The 15,747-nt window shown below is 59.9% G+C and carries 15 protein-coding genes; 6 read left to right on the forward strand and 9 right to left on the reverse strand.

Going from position 1 to position 15,747, the window contains the following annotated elements; translation table 11 throughout:
• Positions 1–66: 66 nt before the first annotated feature.
• On the forward strand, positions 67–1,101 hold the full coding sequence (gmd, locus tag PD885_RS03910) for a GDP-mannose 4,6-dehydratase (RefSeq protein ID WP_002814017.1): 1,035 nt from the start codon (positions 67–69) through the stop codon (positions 1,099–1,101).
• Positions 1,085–2,026 (forward strand): NAD-dependent epimerase/dehydratase family protein, encoded by a 942-nt coding sequence (locus tag PD885_RS03915; protein WP_108772754.1) that lies wholly within the window; start codon positions 1,085–1,087, stop codon positions 2,024–2,026. The genes gmd and PD885_RS03915 overlap by 17 nt, the downstream gene beginning before the upstream one ends.
• 292 nt (positions 2,027–2,318) lie before the next feature.
• Here the strand turns inward: PD885_RS03915 and PD885_RS03920 are convergent, their stop codons facing one another.
• From PD885_RS03920 to PD885_RS03950, 7 genes are all read right to left on the reverse strand, one after another.
• On the reverse strand, positions 2,319–2,876 hold the full coding sequence (locus PD885_RS03920; RefSeq protein WP_002814008.1) for a hypothetical protein: 558 nt from the start codon (positions 2,874–2,876) through the stop codon (positions 2,319–2,321).
• A 46-nt stretch (positions 2,877–2,922) separates the two neighbouring features.
• The gene (locus PD885_RS03925; RefSeq protein WP_002814006.1) at positions 2,923–5,106 is read right to left on the reverse strand and encodes a hypothetical protein; all 2,184 of its coding nucleotides are present in this window, start codon (positions 5,104–5,106) and stop codon (positions 2,923–2,925) included.
• A gap of 40 nt (positions 5,107–5,146) precedes the next feature.
• Positions 5,147–5,563 carry a GtrA family protein gene (locus PD885_RS03930; protein WP_002814002.1) on the reverse strand — a complete coding sequence of 139 codons (417 nt, stop codon included), beginning with the start codon at positions 5,561–5,563 and terminating at the stop codon, positions 5,147–5,149.
• The gene (locus PD885_RS03935; protein ID WP_002814001.1) at positions 5,560–6,510 is read right to left on the reverse strand and encodes a glycosyltransferase family 2 protein; all 951 of its coding nucleotides are present in this window, start codon (positions 6,508–6,510) and stop codon (positions 5,560–5,562) included. The genes PD885_RS03930 and PD885_RS03935 overlap by 4 nt, the downstream gene beginning before the upstream one ends.
• The gene (locus PD885_RS03940) at positions 6,500–7,198 is read right to left on the reverse strand and encodes an NAD-dependent epimerase/dehydratase family protein (RefSeq protein ID WP_002813999.1); all 699 of its coding nucleotides are present in this window, start codon (positions 7,196–7,198) and stop codon (positions 6,500–6,502) included. The genes PD885_RS03935 and PD885_RS03940 overlap by 11 nt, the downstream gene beginning before the upstream one ends.
• Before the next feature lie 210 nt (positions 7,199–7,408).
• Positions 7,409–8,353: an electron transfer flavoprotein subunit alpha/FixB family protein gene (locus tag PD885_RS03945; RefSeq protein ID WP_002813997.1), complete on the reverse strand. Its 945-nt coding sequence runs from the start codon at positions 8,351–8,353 to the stop codon at positions 7,409–7,411.
• A complete protein-coding gene (locus PD885_RS03950; RefSeq protein ID WP_002813995.1) occupies positions 8,353–9,099 on the reverse strand; it encodes an electron transfer flavoprotein subunit beta/FixA family protein in 747 nt (248 codons plus the stop codon). Before PD885_RS03950 ends, PD885_RS03945 begins: the two co-directional genes overlap by 1 nt.
• 228 nt (positions 9,100–9,327) lie before the next feature.
• On the opposite strand from PD885_RS03950, the gene rfbB reads away from it, so the two are divergent.
• The 4 genes from rfbB to rfbD are packed head-to-tail and all read left to right on the forward strand — an operon-like array spanning position 9,328 to position 12,783.
• On the forward strand, positions 9,328–10,383 hold the full coding sequence (gene rfbB, locus PD885_RS03955) for a dTDP-glucose 4,6-dehydratase (RefSeq protein WP_002813993.1): 1,056 nt from the start codon (positions 9,328–9,330) through the stop codon (positions 10,381–10,383).
• 56 nt (positions 10,384–10,439) lie between these two features.
• On the forward strand, positions 10,440–11,327 hold the full coding sequence (gene rfbA, locus PD885_RS03960) for a glucose-1-phosphate thymidylyltransferase RfbA (protein WP_002813991.1): 888 nt from the start codon (positions 10,440–10,442) through the stop codon (positions 11,325–11,327).
• Positions 11,324–11,881 (forward strand): dTDP-4-dehydrorhamnose 3,5-epimerase, encoded by a 558-nt coding sequence (gene rfbC, locus PD885_RS03965; protein WP_002813989.1) that lies wholly within the window; start codon positions 11,324–11,326, stop codon positions 11,879–11,881. The genes rfbA and rfbC overlap by 4 nt, the downstream gene beginning before the upstream one ends.
• On the forward strand, positions 11,878–12,783 hold the full coding sequence (gene rfbD / locus PD885_RS03970) for a dTDP-4-dehydrorhamnose reductase (protein WP_002813988.1): 906 nt from the start codon (positions 11,878–11,880) through the stop codon (positions 12,781–12,783). The genes rfbC and rfbD overlap by 4 nt, the downstream gene beginning before the upstream one ends.
• A gap of 122 nt (positions 12,784–12,905) precedes the next feature.
• Here the strand turns inward: rfbD and PD885_RS03975 are convergent, their stop codons facing one another.
• Positions 12,906–14,309, reverse strand: coding sequence for a mannose-1-phosphate guanylyltransferase/mannose-6-phosphate isomerase (locus PD885_RS03975; RefSeq protein ID WP_002813986.1), 1,404 nt, complete (start codon positions 14,307–14,309; stop codon positions 12,906–12,908).
• 48 nt (positions 14,310–14,357) lie between these two features.
• Positions 14,358–15,704: a phosphohexomutase domain-containing protein gene (locus PD885_RS03980; protein ID WP_002813980.1), complete on the reverse strand. Its 1,347-nt coding sequence runs from the start codon at positions 15,702–15,704 to the stop codon at positions 14,358–14,360.
• Between the last annotated feature and the right edge of the window lie 43 nt (positions 15,705–15,747).

Genomic DNA, 15,747 nt, shown 5'->3' on the forward strand with positions numbered 1-15,747 from the left:
CATCGACGCGAGCCTGCTGCGCCAGGCTTGGAACTGGAACTATTTCGTAAATAAGAGACTGTGTTAATGAAGACTGCGTTGATTACTGGAATCTCTGGTCAGGACGGGGCTTACCTGGCCCAATTGCTCCTGGACAAGGGGTATCGTGTGTTCGGCACCTATCGCCGAACGAGTTCCGTCAATTTCTGGCGGATCGAGGAGCTGGGAATCGCAGCCCACCCGAACCTTCATCTGATCGAATACGATTTGACCGATCTGGGTTCAAGCATCCGCATGCTTGAAAGCGCTGGCGCCACAGAGGTCTACAATCTGGCTGCTCAGAGTTTCGTCGGTGTGTCGTTCGACCAGCCGACGACTACCGCGCAGATTACCGGTATCGGTCCGGTTCACCTGCTCGAAGCGATCCGCCAGGTTAATCGGGATATTCGTTTTTACCAGGCGTCGACTTCGGAAATGTTCGGCAAGGTGCAGGCGGTTCCGCAGATCGAGACCACGCCGTTCTATCCGCGTAGTCCTTATGGCGTGGCCAAGCTTTATGCGCACTGGATGACCGTTAATTACCGCGAAAGCTACGACATCTTCGGTTCGAGCGGCATCTTGTTCAATCACGAAAGCCCACTGCGTGGACGCGAGTTCGTGACGCGCAAGATCACCGACTCCGTCGCGAAGATCAAGCTCGGCCTGCTGGACTGCATGGAGCTGGGTAATCTCGACGCGAAGCGGGATTGGGGTTTTGCACGCGAGTATGTCGAAGGAATGTGGCGGATGCTTCAGGCAGACGAGCCGGACACATTTGTGCTTGCGACGAATCGCACCGAGACCGTGCGTGATTTTGTGAGCATGGCGTTCAAGGGCGCCGGGATCGATGTCGAGTTCCGCAACAGTGATGTGGACGAGATTGCTGTGGATGTGCAGACGGGTAAGACGGTGATGAAAATCAATCCGAAGTTCCATCGTCCTGCCGAGGTGGAATTACTCATCGGCAATCCAGAAAAGGCCGAGCGCGTACTGGGCTGGCGTCCTGAGACGAGCCTGGAGTCGCTTTGTCAAATGATGGTGGAAGCAGATCTGAAGAGGAACGAACGTGGTGCTTCCTTCTGATATTGCTGGAAAGCGGGTATTGGTCACTGGTGCGTCCGGTTTTACCGGCCGCTATGTGGCCGATGAACTAAAAAACCTGGGCTGCGAAGTGCTGGGGCTTGGCGGGTCGGATCAACCCGCGCCGCGCTGGGCCGGCGCCCTGGCGCCGGTTGACCGCCATTACCTGGCCGACCTGCGTAATCAGGACGCTTTGCGTGAGGCGCTGAAAGCGACCCGTCCGGACATCATCATCCACCTGGCCGCGCTTGCGTTCGTGGGGCACGGTAGTGCGGATGATTTCTACAATGTAAATCTGGTGGGTACGCGCCACTTGCTGCAGGCAGTGGACGAGGCTGCAATCTCTCCTCGACGCCTGCTTATCGCCAGCAGCGCCAACGTTTATGGCAACTCCTCGGAGGGACGCTTGGACGAGTCGGTGGTCCCGACGCCGGCAAACGATTACGCCATCAGCAAACTGAGCATGGAGTACGTGATTCGGCTTTGGCAGAGTCGGTTGCCCATCATCGTGGTCCGGCCGTTCAACTACACCGGCAGGGGGCAGTCGGAAAACTTCCTGATCCCCAAGATCGTCTCGCACTTTGTCAGGCGGGAGCCGCGGATCGAGTTGGGAAATCTGGATGTGTCGCGTGATTTCGGCGACGTCAGGGCGGTGGCATCCGCCTACGGCAAGCTGTTGCAGTCATCCGACGCCATCGGTCGTACGGTCAATGTGTGCTCCGGAACGGCCTATTCCCTTCGGGACGTGATCGACCTGTGCACACAGATCACTGGCCATTCGTTGGAAGTCTCGGTGAATCCGAAGTTCGTCCGTAGCAATGAAGTCAAGATGCTATGCGGCGATAACCGGTTGCTGCAGGAACTTGCAGGAAGTTGGACGTCTCCGCCGCTGCGCAAAACCCTGGAATGGATGCTGGAAGAGGGCTGAGCGAAGCTCGGCAGCTTGCTGGGCTTGGTGATCTATCTGCGCGTATGTACGGCGCAGACGCAGAGAAGCTTGAAGTAGGATGATTGATGCGGCCAGACGATTTGCGTCACGTTGAGTCTGACGTGACGCAGGCTGTTGATTGGTCGGCAGGCATACGACCAAATGGTTGACCTGGAAATTTCAATGCTCCACCGCGCGCGCTGTCAGCCACGTTCAGAGGCGCCCAACAACTACATCTAGTGAGTCAGGTGCAAGTGTACTTGGTGGCTTGCCCAACCATGGCCAGCGGCTACTAGGGCGTGCGGACTGCCAGCTGCAAAGACCTGAGTGAGATGCCCAGAGTACGCGTGTCCGAAGACAGTCCAAGTTCAACTGGGGAGGCGGGGCGATCGTAGTGCAGTTCGACGCTGACCTCATCGCCAGCCGCCAACGTTGGCAAGGCAACGCTGATCTGCTGCGGCTCTGGCGCGGATGCTGTCAGCGTTTGATGCTGCCAGTTTCCGCCATTGACGCGAATGCTGACCTCCATGGATTGGCGTTGCGGAGCCCATAGGCCGCCAACCTGCAAGACAAGCTGGGTGCCCGCTGCCGCCGATTTCTCGATTCGCACCAAAAGCCCCGAATCTTCGCCGATGGACCATACTCCGAATGGTTCATCGCTGGACCAGCCATTTGTCAAAAAGGGCCGCAAATCAGCAGGACCTACTGTCTTACCTGCCGAAAGCATGGCGGGTTTCATCGAAGCGGCATCCAGGGAAGACTCGGTCTCCCTCGCCGTACAGCCAGGAAGTAACACGCATAAGACGGCAGCCAGCACGGCAACCCTAATACCGTGGTTTGCGGTAATCATTTTGAATCCTGGCGGCTAATGATGTGGGAAGGAGTGCGCATGTCTTTTAGTTGGCCGACTCTATTGGCGCGACCTTGATCCAATCGAAAGCCATACCGATTCCGTAGGAGTGATTATCGACGGCGAGCAGGAAGGTAGCCCGATTGTCGCCATTCTTCAGGAAGGACGAGGGCAATTCCCCGTAAAATTCATTGGCATTGATCCAACGTAGTGGGATCACATGGTCGTTCACTGAAACGGCGAGCTGCTCGGGGTGTATCCCGGGCGCAATGGCCCTGACCTTTCCGCGAACCCGATACGTCCCGCCAGCGGGTTTAAGGCGGAATTGAAGCCATGGATTCTCCACCACGTTCCACGAGAACGAGGCACGTTCTGCGGAACCTTCGGGTTGCCACTGGGCATCCTGCCATCCTCGACCGGGTGCAGGCACGTCCAAATTCCACCAGCGGCCGAAATCCCATCTATAGCTCGGCTCTTGGTCCCTGTGGCGGAACTGATCGAAAGCAAGTAACCAGGGAGGCGGATCGAGCATGGCGCGATAACGTCGCGAAACGGTGTCGTTGCGCAACGAAAGCTCGTCTTTACGTGCATCGACCAGCGGCACGATGCCGTTTTCGGGAATGCGTACGACCTGCGTCGTGCTCTTGTCTGCGCGATACAGAACGCTTTGCGGCGGCGACGTATAGCCGGGCCCATCAACGGTTGCGCCTGAGCTGAACTCCCAGTGGTCGGGGTCCTCGGCACATTGGCCGGTGCGACCTCTTTCATCCGTGCGTTGCCAGTCGTTCTCAGGCTGATTGCAGATCTGCACCCGGTTGATCGGCTTCCCGTACAAGTACGTCAGCGCGTTCATCATGTTTTCCCGGAGCATCCAAACGCTATTGATCCGGTGGGAGCCATCGAGAATGAGGAGATCGCGCTCGTTGGCAATGTCCGGCAGGCTTACCGCCACGTTCTTGAGGACCTCGCGCTCTGTATCGGAGATCTGTTCGTAGTGATGGAACTGGAACATCTGCGCCGCCATGCCCAATACGATCAGCACGGTTCCCAACAGCACCGCCAAGGTTCGACGCCCTCCAGAGAAGAGCATGACCAGAGCCACAGTTGCCAGTGCCCCGCCTGGCGTAGCGAAAAGGAAGGTGCGTTGACTGATGCTGGTATGCGCTGGAGACGCAAGAAAGGGAAGATAACCGACGGCAGCAAACACCACGCCAGTGAAGAGCACCCGCAGCGACCAGAGTACGCCGATGTGCTTTCCCGACGTTGGCGTTGACGCAGGCTCGCGCACGTAGCGGAGCAGAGCCACTGCCATCAACGCAATGGCTGAGAGATACCAGAAGCTACGGTACTCGACGAAGAGAATCCGCGCCGCGTCGATCCAGCCGCCCACCACGCTGCGCCCGATGCCCGTGTAGAACATCACGTGGGCGCGGTCCTTGAGCAGGGCAATACCACCCGCCTGACCCTTCAACACGTCACCCTGGTAGGTCGAGCCGTGTTTGGCAACGTAGTAGATGTAAGCCGCACAAGCCAGGACGCCAATGCACCAGACCAGCGAAACGTGCCAGCGGCGTAACAGCACCCGGATCGTTTCCACCAACCCCAACCGACACCACAGTAACAGCAGAGGCAAAATCGCGTATCCCAATGCCAACTCGTAGATCAGCGTGGCGATAACGAACATGGCGGTGAACGCAAGCGACAACAGGATGGCCCTGGTCCTGCCGGCCATTTGCTCACTTTCATATGCGTGCACGATCCCAATCACGCCGGCCAAGGCCAACCCGACAGACCAATTGATATGGAAGGAACGGAACGACAGCTGCATTGTGTCGGCAGGATAGATGACCACCAGCAGCGCCAACAACACGGCATATAGCCGCGAGCGCAGCAGCCACCAGCCCATGATTCCGCCGCACACGCCCTTCAACACCAAGGCCAGCATCTGCAGCAGATGCATGGCGAAAAAGGAATCGGGGGATAGTTGGTGCGCGATCGCGTTCGGCAACAACATGAGGGGCCGCATGCGGTGGGTGGGAAGTGGCCCGCCCTCACCGACGACATAGAACACGCCGTGGCGCGTGAACAGGCTCAGAAGATCCCATTCCTCGATGTGTCCCATCATGTTGAAGCCGAAGGGAAGCCAAAGCAGCATCACGATCGCCATGGAGCAAGCGATGAACAACATGGTGCGTTGGAAAGCGTCGTTGCGGGTAAGGAGGTTGGGCATTCGATGGCTTGTTTGGTTGCAGTTGCGGCGTAGATTGGATTTAGATGTGACCGCGACGTCGGTTGCGCTTGAAGACCCAGAAGTTCATCACGAGAAATACCACGACGGGCACGACGACGGCCGAAAACGCAATGCCCCACGCGTAATGCAGGTGCAGGCTGTTCACAGCCACGTTCATTCCGATGATGGAGAGGGCGAGGTTGAAGCTGTGCAGCAAGATGAAGCGCAAGCCTTCAGAGCTCAGATGGCCAGAGGACACGAACGTAAAGCTGCGGTGCGCGACGAAATTGATTGGCACCAACACTACGTAGCAAAGCGCCGTCGCGATGGTCGGCTTCATACCGAGCTTTGACACAGCCAGCCAAGTGAGCGCACTGAAGGCGAGCGTACTGGTGCCGCCAACGATGCAAAAGCGAAGAAAGCGTGCGGCCAGGGCGTGATGGCGCTGCGGTATCACTGCACGCTCTCTTGCTCTGGGTCAACGTTGAGCTGCTGACCCTTTATGTATTGGGGACGATTGCTGACGTTCAGCAGCACACGGCCTACATACTCTCCCACAATGCCCAACGCGAGGAGCTGGATGCCGCCCATGATCAATACGGCGACGATCAATGAGGTCCAGCCGATCACGGTGTGTGGCCAAAGCAGCTTCTGAAAGATCAGCACGATGGCGCACAGGAAGCCGAGGCCGGAAGAGACGATTCCCGTCAGCGAGGCTACCCGCAATGGCGTAATCGAGAAGCTTGTCGCCATCTGCATCCAGAGCGAAATTGATTTGCGCAGACTGTATCCAGACTTGCCGTCGCTTCGGGCGTAGTGCTCCGCTTCTATGGTGGCGATGTTGTCGGTGCTTTGAACGATAAGCCCATCGATATAAACGAAGGGTCCGCCATAGCGCAATATCTGATCGCGCACCTCTCTGATCAGGCCGCGAAATGGCGAAAGATACAGTCCGCGAGGTTTGCAGAGCAGCCACGAAGCCATGCGGTCGTTGAACCGGCTGCCGAGGCGCTTCCAAAGAGCGTGTCGCCTGCTCTTGAACTGCACATAGCAGACATCCGCTCCACGACGCAATTCTTCCACGACGCGCCCGATGTCGGCTGGCGAATGCTGCAGATCGTCGTCCATGGTGACGATGTAGCGGCCGCGCGCCACACCGAATCCAGCCATTAACGCATTGTGTTGGCCCGCGTTCTTGCGCAGCCGGACTCCCTTTAGCCAGGGCCGGGAAGCGCAAAGCGCTGTTATGACCTGCCAGGAATTATCCGGACTGCAGTCGTACACCAGTACGACTTCGAACTTGTCGGTAAGCGACGTCAGCGACTCCTCGAGTTTCTCTGCAAGCGTGGGCAGGATGGTCGCGCTGCCGTAGACCGGGATGACGACGGAAATATCAAGTTGCATCACTCGTTCCGTAGTATTTGCGGATCAGCCTGGCGATGTATCCGGGAGAGGAATCAATGCCGGTGGCTTTTGCATAATGCACAAACGGTGCCGAATCAGGTGTGGCACCGCCCCCTCGGTCCACAAAATCGATCGTTGCTTTCCTGCCCAACGTGGCTTCCAGCAGCGAGACCAGCTCGAGCAAGGTGATGTTCTCTGGCGGAGCCAGATCGAGCACGGCATTGGTCTCGAGGCGGTTCTCAATCAGGTGATGGGTCAACCGGGAAACATCTTCCACGTCGATCAGGCAGCGCACTGCCTTGACCCATATGCGTAAAGGCGCCGCATTGCGGATACCACGGGCGAGGTAGTTGGACAAGGTGTGTGGGTTGTCGGTGCGGCCCACGACCTGAGGCAGGCGCAGAATCAGATACTCGCCCCGTTGCGTGATCAGCCGTTCCATTTCCAGCTTGTGGCGCACGTAGTGGGTTTCGGCGCGGTCGACGTCTGTCACGCTGCACGTGCTGAAGTAGACGAACCGGCCCTGAGCATCGTCCAGGGCCTTCACCAGTAGTCGTGCTTCCCTTTCGAATGCCACAGGATCGGTTTCAGACGAATTCGACACCCCAGAGGCGAATACCGTGGCATCGTGCTTAGCGAGCCGATCTACTTCGAAGGATCTGGCCAGCAGGCCGTTACCGATGATCACTTAATTACCAATTCCCATTTATCAACTTTGCCCGTACACAGCGCCGGACAACGACAAGGCCACCGGCGCTGTACGATCATTCCATATCAACACTCGCTCCGGCCGTAGCCTGCCCCATCAGGTGTGAATGCGGCGGGTAGTGCCATGGCTACGCTGACAACGCAGTATACCGTCCGCTGTGGCGGTCGTCGTAAACCCTGCGAGTAGCCGTTAGCCCAACGCCTTTTTCAGCTCCGGCAACAGCGCGAACAGATCTCCCACCAATCCAATATCGGCAATCTCGAAGATCGGCGATTCGGGATCCTTGTTGATCGCCACGATCGTGCCCGCGTCCTTGATGCCGGTCAGGTGCTGGATTGCGCCACTGATGCCGATGGCGACGTAGAGCTCGGGCGCGATGATCTTGCCGGTCTGGCCGACCTGCAGCTCATTGGGCACGTAGCCCGCGTCTACCGCGGCGCGCGAGGCACCGACGGCGGCGCCGAGTTTGTCCGCCAGGCTGTAGATATGCTGGAAATTCTCGGCCGAGCCGACCCCGCGACCGCCGGAGACCACGCGTTTGGCGCTCTGCAGGTCGGGACGGTCGGAGCTGCCTGCGGCCAGGCTGATGAAGCGGGAGTGTGTCGGCAGCGTTGCATCGACCGTGACTGGCTCTACCGCTGCATTCCCGCCAGTCGCCGCTTCCGGCCACGAGGCGCTGCGCACGGTCGCCACCACGATTTGGTCGGCCGGCGCCTGTACCGTGATGATCGCGTTGCCGGCGTAGATCGGGCGCTTGAAGGTATGCGCATCTTCGATCGACATCAGGTCGGAGACCTGGTTGACGCCCAGCAATGCTGCCACGACCGGCATCAGATCCTTGCCGAAGGTCGTAGAGGGACCGAAGACATGGCTGTAACCCTGACCGGCGAGCTGGGCAACCTGCGGGCCGAGCACCTGTGCGATGGCGTGTTCGTTGGCAGCATTGGCCACCGTCAGCACGCGTGCAACGCCCGCCAACTGCGCGGCCTGGGCGGCAACCGTGGCCGGATCTGCCGCCAGCACGACGACGTCGATGGATTCGGCCGACACCGCCAGTGCTGCGCTGAGGGTCTTGGCGGTGGCCGCATTGAGCTGGCCGTTGAGATGTTCGGCAACAACGAGAACCTTGGCCATTACAACAACCCCTTCTGCTTGAGTGCGGCCACCAGTTCGGCGGCGTCCTTGACCATCATGCCGCGGCTGCGCTTGGACGGCGCGGCGTAGTGCGTGGTGCTGAGGCTGTCATGCACAGCGACGCCAAGGTCGGCAAATGCCAACGTCTCCAGTGGCTTGCTCTTGGCCTTCATAATGTCAGGCAGCTTGATGAAGCGCGGTTCGTTCAGGCGCAAATCGGTGGTGATCACCGCCGGCAGATCCACTTCCAATGTTTCCAGGCCGGCGTCCACTTCGCGGGTCACCGTGGCTTTGCCACCGGCGACGACCAGCTTGCCGGCAAAGGTCGCCTGGGGGCGGCGCCACAGCGTGGCGAGCATCTGGCCGGTCTGGTTGGCATCATCGTCGATTGCCTGCTTGCCCAGGATAACGAGGTCCGGTTGTTCTTTCTCGACCAGCTTGAGCAACGTGTGCGCTGCGGTCAGCGGCTGGACGGCCGCGTCGGTGACCACATGGATGGCGCGATTGGCGCCCATGGCCAGGCCGTTACGCAGATGGGCGGCAGCGTCGGCCGGCGCCAGTGTGGCGACGACAACTTCGGTGGCGATACCGGCGTCGCGCAGGCGCAGCGCCTCTTCCAGTGCGATTTCGTCGAACGGATTGGGCGACAGCTTGACGCCGTCGGTGACCACACCGGAGCCGTCCGGCTTGACCTGAATGCGGACGTTGTAGTCCACCACGCGCTTGTAGGCGACGAGGATTTTCATCGTGTACGAGATCCTTCAACTATTGCGGGCAGGCCCGGCCGCGGTGGCGGGCCCGGGATTGCCGTCATTCTAACCGGGCAAGGTGCACCATGCGATGGCGTATGGATGCGGCGGCGGCGCACTTGGATGCGTCGTTGGGTCAATGCTTAGGCCCGATATTGCTCTGACCGTATATCCTGTGAGGCCTGAAAACGCAGCGCGGTTCGCGCGCGACCAAGAGGGTAGACAGTGGCGACTTGGCTAGTAACCGGCGGTGCCGGCTTCATCGGCGGCAATTTTGTTCTTGAGGCGGTGTCCCGCAGAATCCGCGTGGTCAATCTGGACGCGCTCACCTATGCAGGCAATCTGAACACGTTGGCACCGTTGGAGGGAAATCCCGGCCATGTCTTCGTCAAGGGCGATATCGGCGACGGTGCGCTCGTCACCCGCCTGCTGCAGGAGCATCAGCCGGACGCGGTGCTGAACTTCGCCGCCGAAAGCCATGTGGACCGCTCGATCGAAGGCCCTGGCGCGTTCATTCAGACCAACGTGGTCGGCACCTTGGCCTTGCTTGAGGCCGTGCGCGATTACTGGAAAGCACTGCCGGACGTGCGTCGTGATGCGTTCCGTTTCCTGCATGTGTCCACCGACGAGGTCTACGGCACGCTGGGAGAGACCGGCAAGTTCACCGAAACCACGCCGTACGCGCCAAATTCGCCGTATTCGGCATCCAAGGCGGCATCGGATCATCTGGTACGTGCGTTTCACCACACCTACGGGCTGCCGGTGCTGACTACCAACTGCTCGAACAACTACGGTCCGTACCACTTCCCTGAAAAACTCATCCCGCTGGTGATTGCCAAGGCGTTGGCAGGCGAGCCGCTGCCGGTGTACGGCGACGGCAAGCAAGTGCGCGACTGGCTGTTCGTCAGCGATCACTGCGAAGCGATCCGCACCGTGCTCGCGAAAGGCCGGATCGGCGAGACCTATAACGTGGGCGGCAACTCCGAGCGCCAGAATATCGAGGTCGTCCAGGCGATCTGCGCGCTGTTGGATCAGTATCGCCCGCGTGAAGACGGCAAGCCGCGCGCGAGCCAGATCACTTACGTCACTGACCGACCTGGACATGATCGCCGTTATGCAATCGATGCTTCCAAGTTGAAGAACGAATTGGGCTGGGAGCCGGCGTACACCTTCGAGCAGGGTATCGCGCAGACGGTGCAGTGGTATCTGGCCAACCAGGCTTGGGTGCAGGGCGTTCTGGATGGCAGCTATCGGCTGGAACGCATCGGCGCCGCGGCATAAGCGAGCCCCTCGCAAGCGTTTGTGCACTCGTGTGCGGGCTTTAACAGGAATACCTCATGACACAACGTAAAGGCATCATTTTGGCGGGCGGGTCTGGTACGCGCCTGTATCCGATCACCAAGGGCGTCAGCAAGCAGCTGCTGCCGGTGTACGACAAGCCGATGATTTATTACCCGCTGAGCGTGCTGATGCTTGCGGGCATTCGTGACATTTTGATCATCAACACGCCGCACGAGCAGGCGCTGTTCCAGTCGTTACTGGGCGACGGTGCGCAGTGGGGGGTCAATATCCAGTACGCCGTGCAACCGAGCCCGGACGGGTTGGCGCAGGCCTATCTGATCGGCCGCGATTTCGTCGACGGCAAGCCGAGCTGTCTGGTGTTAGGCGACAACATTTTCCATGGACACGGTTTGACCGATACCTTGCGTCGCGCCGATGCCCGCGAGCAAGGCGCAACGGTGTTCGGCTACTGGGTCAACGATCCTGAGCGCTATGGCGTTGCCGAATTCGATCAGCAAGGCAAGGTCATCGACATTGCCGAAAAGCCGGCGCAGCCGCGTTCCAATTATGCGGTTACCGGTCTGTATTTCTACGACGGAAAGGCCAGCGACTACGCCGCTGCCTTGAAACCGTCGCTACGCGGCGAGCTGGAAATCACCGATCTCAATCGTTGTTATCTCGATGCTGGCGACCTGCACCTTGAGCCCTTGGGGCGCGGATATGCGTGGCTGGATACCGGCACGCATCAGTCGTTGCACGAAGCGTCCAATTTCATCGAAACCATCCAGATGCGCCAGGGTCTGCAGGTGTGCTGCCCGGAGGAAATCGCATTCGGCCAGGGCTGGATCGATGCTGCGCAGTTGGAGCGGCTGGCAGCGCCACTGTCGAAAAATGACTATGGAAAATATCTAAATGCATTAGCCAAGCGCGGGGTCGTCCTTTGAAGGTGATTGAAACGACGTTGCCTGGCTGCGTCGTCATCGAGCCAGCAGTCTTTGGTGATGAGCGGGGGTGTTTTTTCGAAACCTGGAATGCGGAGCGCTTCGGACAGCACGGCCTCCCGACGAATTTTGTGCAAAGTAACGTCTCCACTTCCGCCAAGGGTGTGCTGCGCGGTCTTCACTATCAATGGCCTCGCCCGCAAGGCAAATTGGTAAGCGTGCTTGAAGGCGAGATATACGACGTTGCGGTGGATATCCGGAGTGGATCCCCCAACTTTGGACATTGGACTGCAGTCATACTAAGTGCAGAAAACCGACGTCAAGTCTGGATACCCGAAGGCTTTGCGCATGGCTTCGCAGTGCTCTCGGAGAAAGCACTGTTCAGCTATCTCTGCACTGACGTCTACGTCAAGGAAGCAGATGCCGGCGTACGTTGGGATGACGCTGCGATCGGTATCGATTGGCCGATCAGCGATCCGTTGCTGTCTGCAAAAGACGCCAATGCGCCGTTCCTGGGCGATGTGCCGGTCGATCGCTTGCCGGTGTATACGCCGTGACCACATTGGTGTTTGGTGCGAACGGGCAGGTTGGGACGGAACTGCTACGCGCACTGGCGGTCGAAGGCGCTGTGCAGGCAACCACCCGCAGTGGTCGGTTGCCTGATGGCAGCGCTTGCGAAACGGCAGACTTTGACGCGCCGCAAACGCTGACATCCTTGCTGGATCGGATTGGTCCGGCGTGTGTGGTCAACGCGGCTGCCTACACCGCAGTGGATCGCGCCGAGCAGGAGCGCGATGGCGCGATGCGTGCCAACGCGCAGGCGCCAGGCGTGATTGCAGTATGGTGTGCCGCTCACAACGTTCCACTGGTGCATTATTCAACCGACTACGTCTTCGATGGGCAGGGCACCGCGCCTTATCCGGAGGACGCGCAAACCTCGCCGCTGGGCGTGTATGGCGAAACAAAACTCGCTGGCGAACAAGCGATTCGTCGCTCCGGTGCGCAACATCTGATTCTGCGCACAGCTTGGGTCTACGCATCGCATGGTGCGAATTTCCTGCGCACCATGTTGCGGGTGGGTGCCGAGCGCGACGAGCTGCGCGTGGTCGCCGATCAGATCGGGACACCGACGCCTGCTGCACTGATTGCTGATATCACTGCGCAGTTGCTGCGCCAGCGCGCGCTCGAAACGTCGGGCACCTGGAACCTCACTGCTGCAGGGCAGACGAGCTGGCATGGCTTCGCCGAGACGATCTTCGAGCAGGCGGTCAATGCAGGCATGCTGCAGCGCGCGCCACGTGTGGTGCCGATCACCACCGCAGACTACCCGACACCGGCAAAACGCCCGGCCTATTCGCGGTTATCGATCGAAAAACTGCAGCGTGATTTCGATATCGTGCTGCCGGATTGGCGAGTCGGCTTGCAGCATGTGATTGCCGAACTGGCTGCTGCCAAGTAGTAACGTTGTAACTCAGGTGGGTGGCAACAACATTCCTCGCCGAGACAAATAAACGCCCTACACGCAAACAGCCGGGAATTCCCGGCTGTTTGCGTGTGTCGCAGCGTCCTGAAAGCGAACGATCAAGTGCGTCCGTAGGTATCTTCGAAGCGCACGATGTCGTCTTCCCCAAGGTAGCTGCCGGACTGCACTTCGATCAGTTCCAGCGGCAATTTGCCGGGGTTCTTCAGGCGATGGGTGACGCCCAGCGGGATGTAGGTACTCTGGTTTTCAGTCAGCAGCAGCACTTCATCGCCACGGGTGACTTCAGCCGTTCCGCTCACCACAATCCAGTGCTCGGCGCGGTGGTGATGCATTTGCAGGCTGAGCGTGGCGCCCGGCTTGACGGTGATGCGCTTGACCTGGAACCGCTGACCCATGTCGACCGCATGGTAGTGGCCCCACGGACGAGAGACCTTGCGGTGCCACGTCGCCTCGGAACGGCCGGCCGACTTGATCTGTCTGACAACTTCCTTGACGTCTTGAATGCGGTCTCGGTGTCCGACCAGCACCGCGTCGTCGGTTTCCACCACCACCACATTTTCCAGGCCGACCATGGCGATCAGGCGCGAGCCGTACGCGTAGGTGTTCTGGCAATCCAGCTGGATGACATCGCCGTGGTGCGCGTTACCCTGACCATCCTGCTCGGAAACGTCCAGCAGCGAGGACCAGGAGCCGACGTCGTTCCAGCCGGCATCCAATGGAACCACCACTGCATCAGCGGTCTTTTCCATCACCGCGTAGTCGATCGAATCCGACGGGCTGGCCGCGAACGCTTCTTTGTTCAGACGGATGAAATCGGCGTCGCGTTCGCCGCCTTCCCACGCCTTCTGGCAGGCATCGGCAATGGCAGGCTGGAACTTGCGCAGCTCTTCCAGGTAACGCGAGGCGCGGAATAGGAACATGCCGCTGTTCCAGTAGTATTCGCCGCTGGCCAAGTAGCCTTGCGCGGTGGCCAGATCGGGCTTTTCGACGAAGCGCTCAACCGTGGTCGCGCCCGTGCCGGCACCGCCCTTGATATAGCCGTAGCCGGTCTCGGGCGCGGTCGGCTTGATGCCGAAGGTGACCAGCTTGCCCTGTTCTGCCGCCGCCGCCGCAACGGTTACGGCCGCCTGGAAAGCGGCCTCGTCACGAATGACGTGATCGGACGGCAGTACCAGCAGCAGCGGGTCGCCGCCGTGACGGGTGGCTTCGAGCGCCGCAACAGCAATGGCCGGTGCAGTGTTGCGGCCCTTGGGCTCCAGCAAAATGGCCGAAGGCTTCACGCCCAACTGCTGCAACTGCTCGGCGACCATGAAACGGTGTTCTTCATTGGCAACCACGATGGGAGCGTGCGCAGCTACCGGGGCAGAACGCAGCCACGTCTCCTGCAGCATGCTGTGTTCGCCGACCAGCGGCAGGAACTGCTTCGGATAAGATTCGCGCGACAACGGCCACAGGCGTGTGCCGGAACCGCCGGATAGGACAATAGGTAGGACGTCGCTCATGGGCGGGGGAAACTCCAAAGTGCGTCTATGGGTGGGAAAGGGGATGAATCAACCGCGCAGCAGATCAGAAATTTCCTGCGTGCGTGTTTCCAACAGGGCGGCATCGCCGCGCGTTTCTACGTTCAGACGCAGCAGCGGCTCGGTGTTGGAGCTGCGCAGGTTGAAACGCCATTGGTCGAAATCCGCGCTGATGCCATCGGTGTAATCCAGTTCCGGCGACAGCGAGGCGTAGTGTTCCATCACACGGGCGACCGCTGCCTTGGCATCGTCCACCTTGAAATTGATCTCGCCGCTGCAAGGAAACTTCTGCATGCGTGCTTCGACCAGATCCGCCAGCGAACGACCGGACTGCGACACCAGCTCGGCAATCAATAACCATGGAATCATGCCGGAGTCGGCGTAAGCGAACTCGCGGAAGTAGTGGTGCGCGCTCATCTCGCCGCCATACACGGCGTTTTCGCTGCGCATCTTTTCCTTGATGAAGGCATGGCCGCTCTTGCACAGCACCGGAATGCCGCCGGCATCCTCGACCATCTCGACCGTATTCCAGGTCAGGCGCGGGTCGTGCACGACCTTGCTGCCCGGTTGCTTGGCAAGAATGGCCTGTGCCAGCAGACCGACCAAGTAATAGCCTTCGATAAAGCGGCCGGTGTGGTCGAAAAAGAAGCAACGGTCGAAGTCGCCATCCCACGCGATGCCAAAGTCGGCGCCGTGTTCCTTGACCGCCTTGGCGGTGGCATCGCGGTTTTCCGGAAGCAGTGGGTTGGGAATGCCGTTGGGAAAGTTGCCATCGGGCTCATGGAAGACGCGCACGAATTCGAACGGCAGATGCGGCGCGAGCAGATCGACGATCAAGCCGGCGCCACCGTTGCCGGCGTTGACCACCAACTTGAGCGGCTTGAGCGTGCTGCGGTCCACGTAGCTGAGCAGATGCTCCAGGTAGGCGGTCTTGTCGGTGCGGCTCTGCTCGCTGGCGGTGGGTTCGCCTGGCGCCGCCGTATCGGCCGCAACCGTGTCACGGATCGCAAAAAGGCCGGTGTCGGAACTGATCGGTCGCGCCTGCTCGCGCACCAGCTTCATGCCGTTATAATCCATCGGGTTGTGGCTGGCGGTGACCATCACGCCGCCAGCTGCCTTGAGGTAATCGGTCTGGAAATAGACCTCCTCGGTGCCGCACAGGCCGATGTCGATCACCTCGCGGCCGCTGGCGCGCAGGCCGGCCGAGAGCGCTTCCTGCAGCCCGGGGCTGGCCAGGCGCACGTCATGGCCCAAAATCACGGGCCCTTGATCCAGCTGTGCCGCCAGCGCCACGCCGATGCGGCGAGCCAAGTCCTCGTTGAGTTCATCCGGCACGCGGCCGCGAATATCGTAGGCCTTGAAGGCGGGTAGCGTCATGGGCAATTCCTGGAGTGGGGGACGGATGAGTTTAGCGGCTGCG

Origin of the sequence: Xanthomonas fragariae (genome assembly GCF_900183975.1) — a bacterium.
Lineage (GTDB): Bacteria > Pseudomonadota > Gammaproteobacteria > Xanthomonadales > Xanthomonadaceae > Xanthomonas > Xanthomonas fragariae.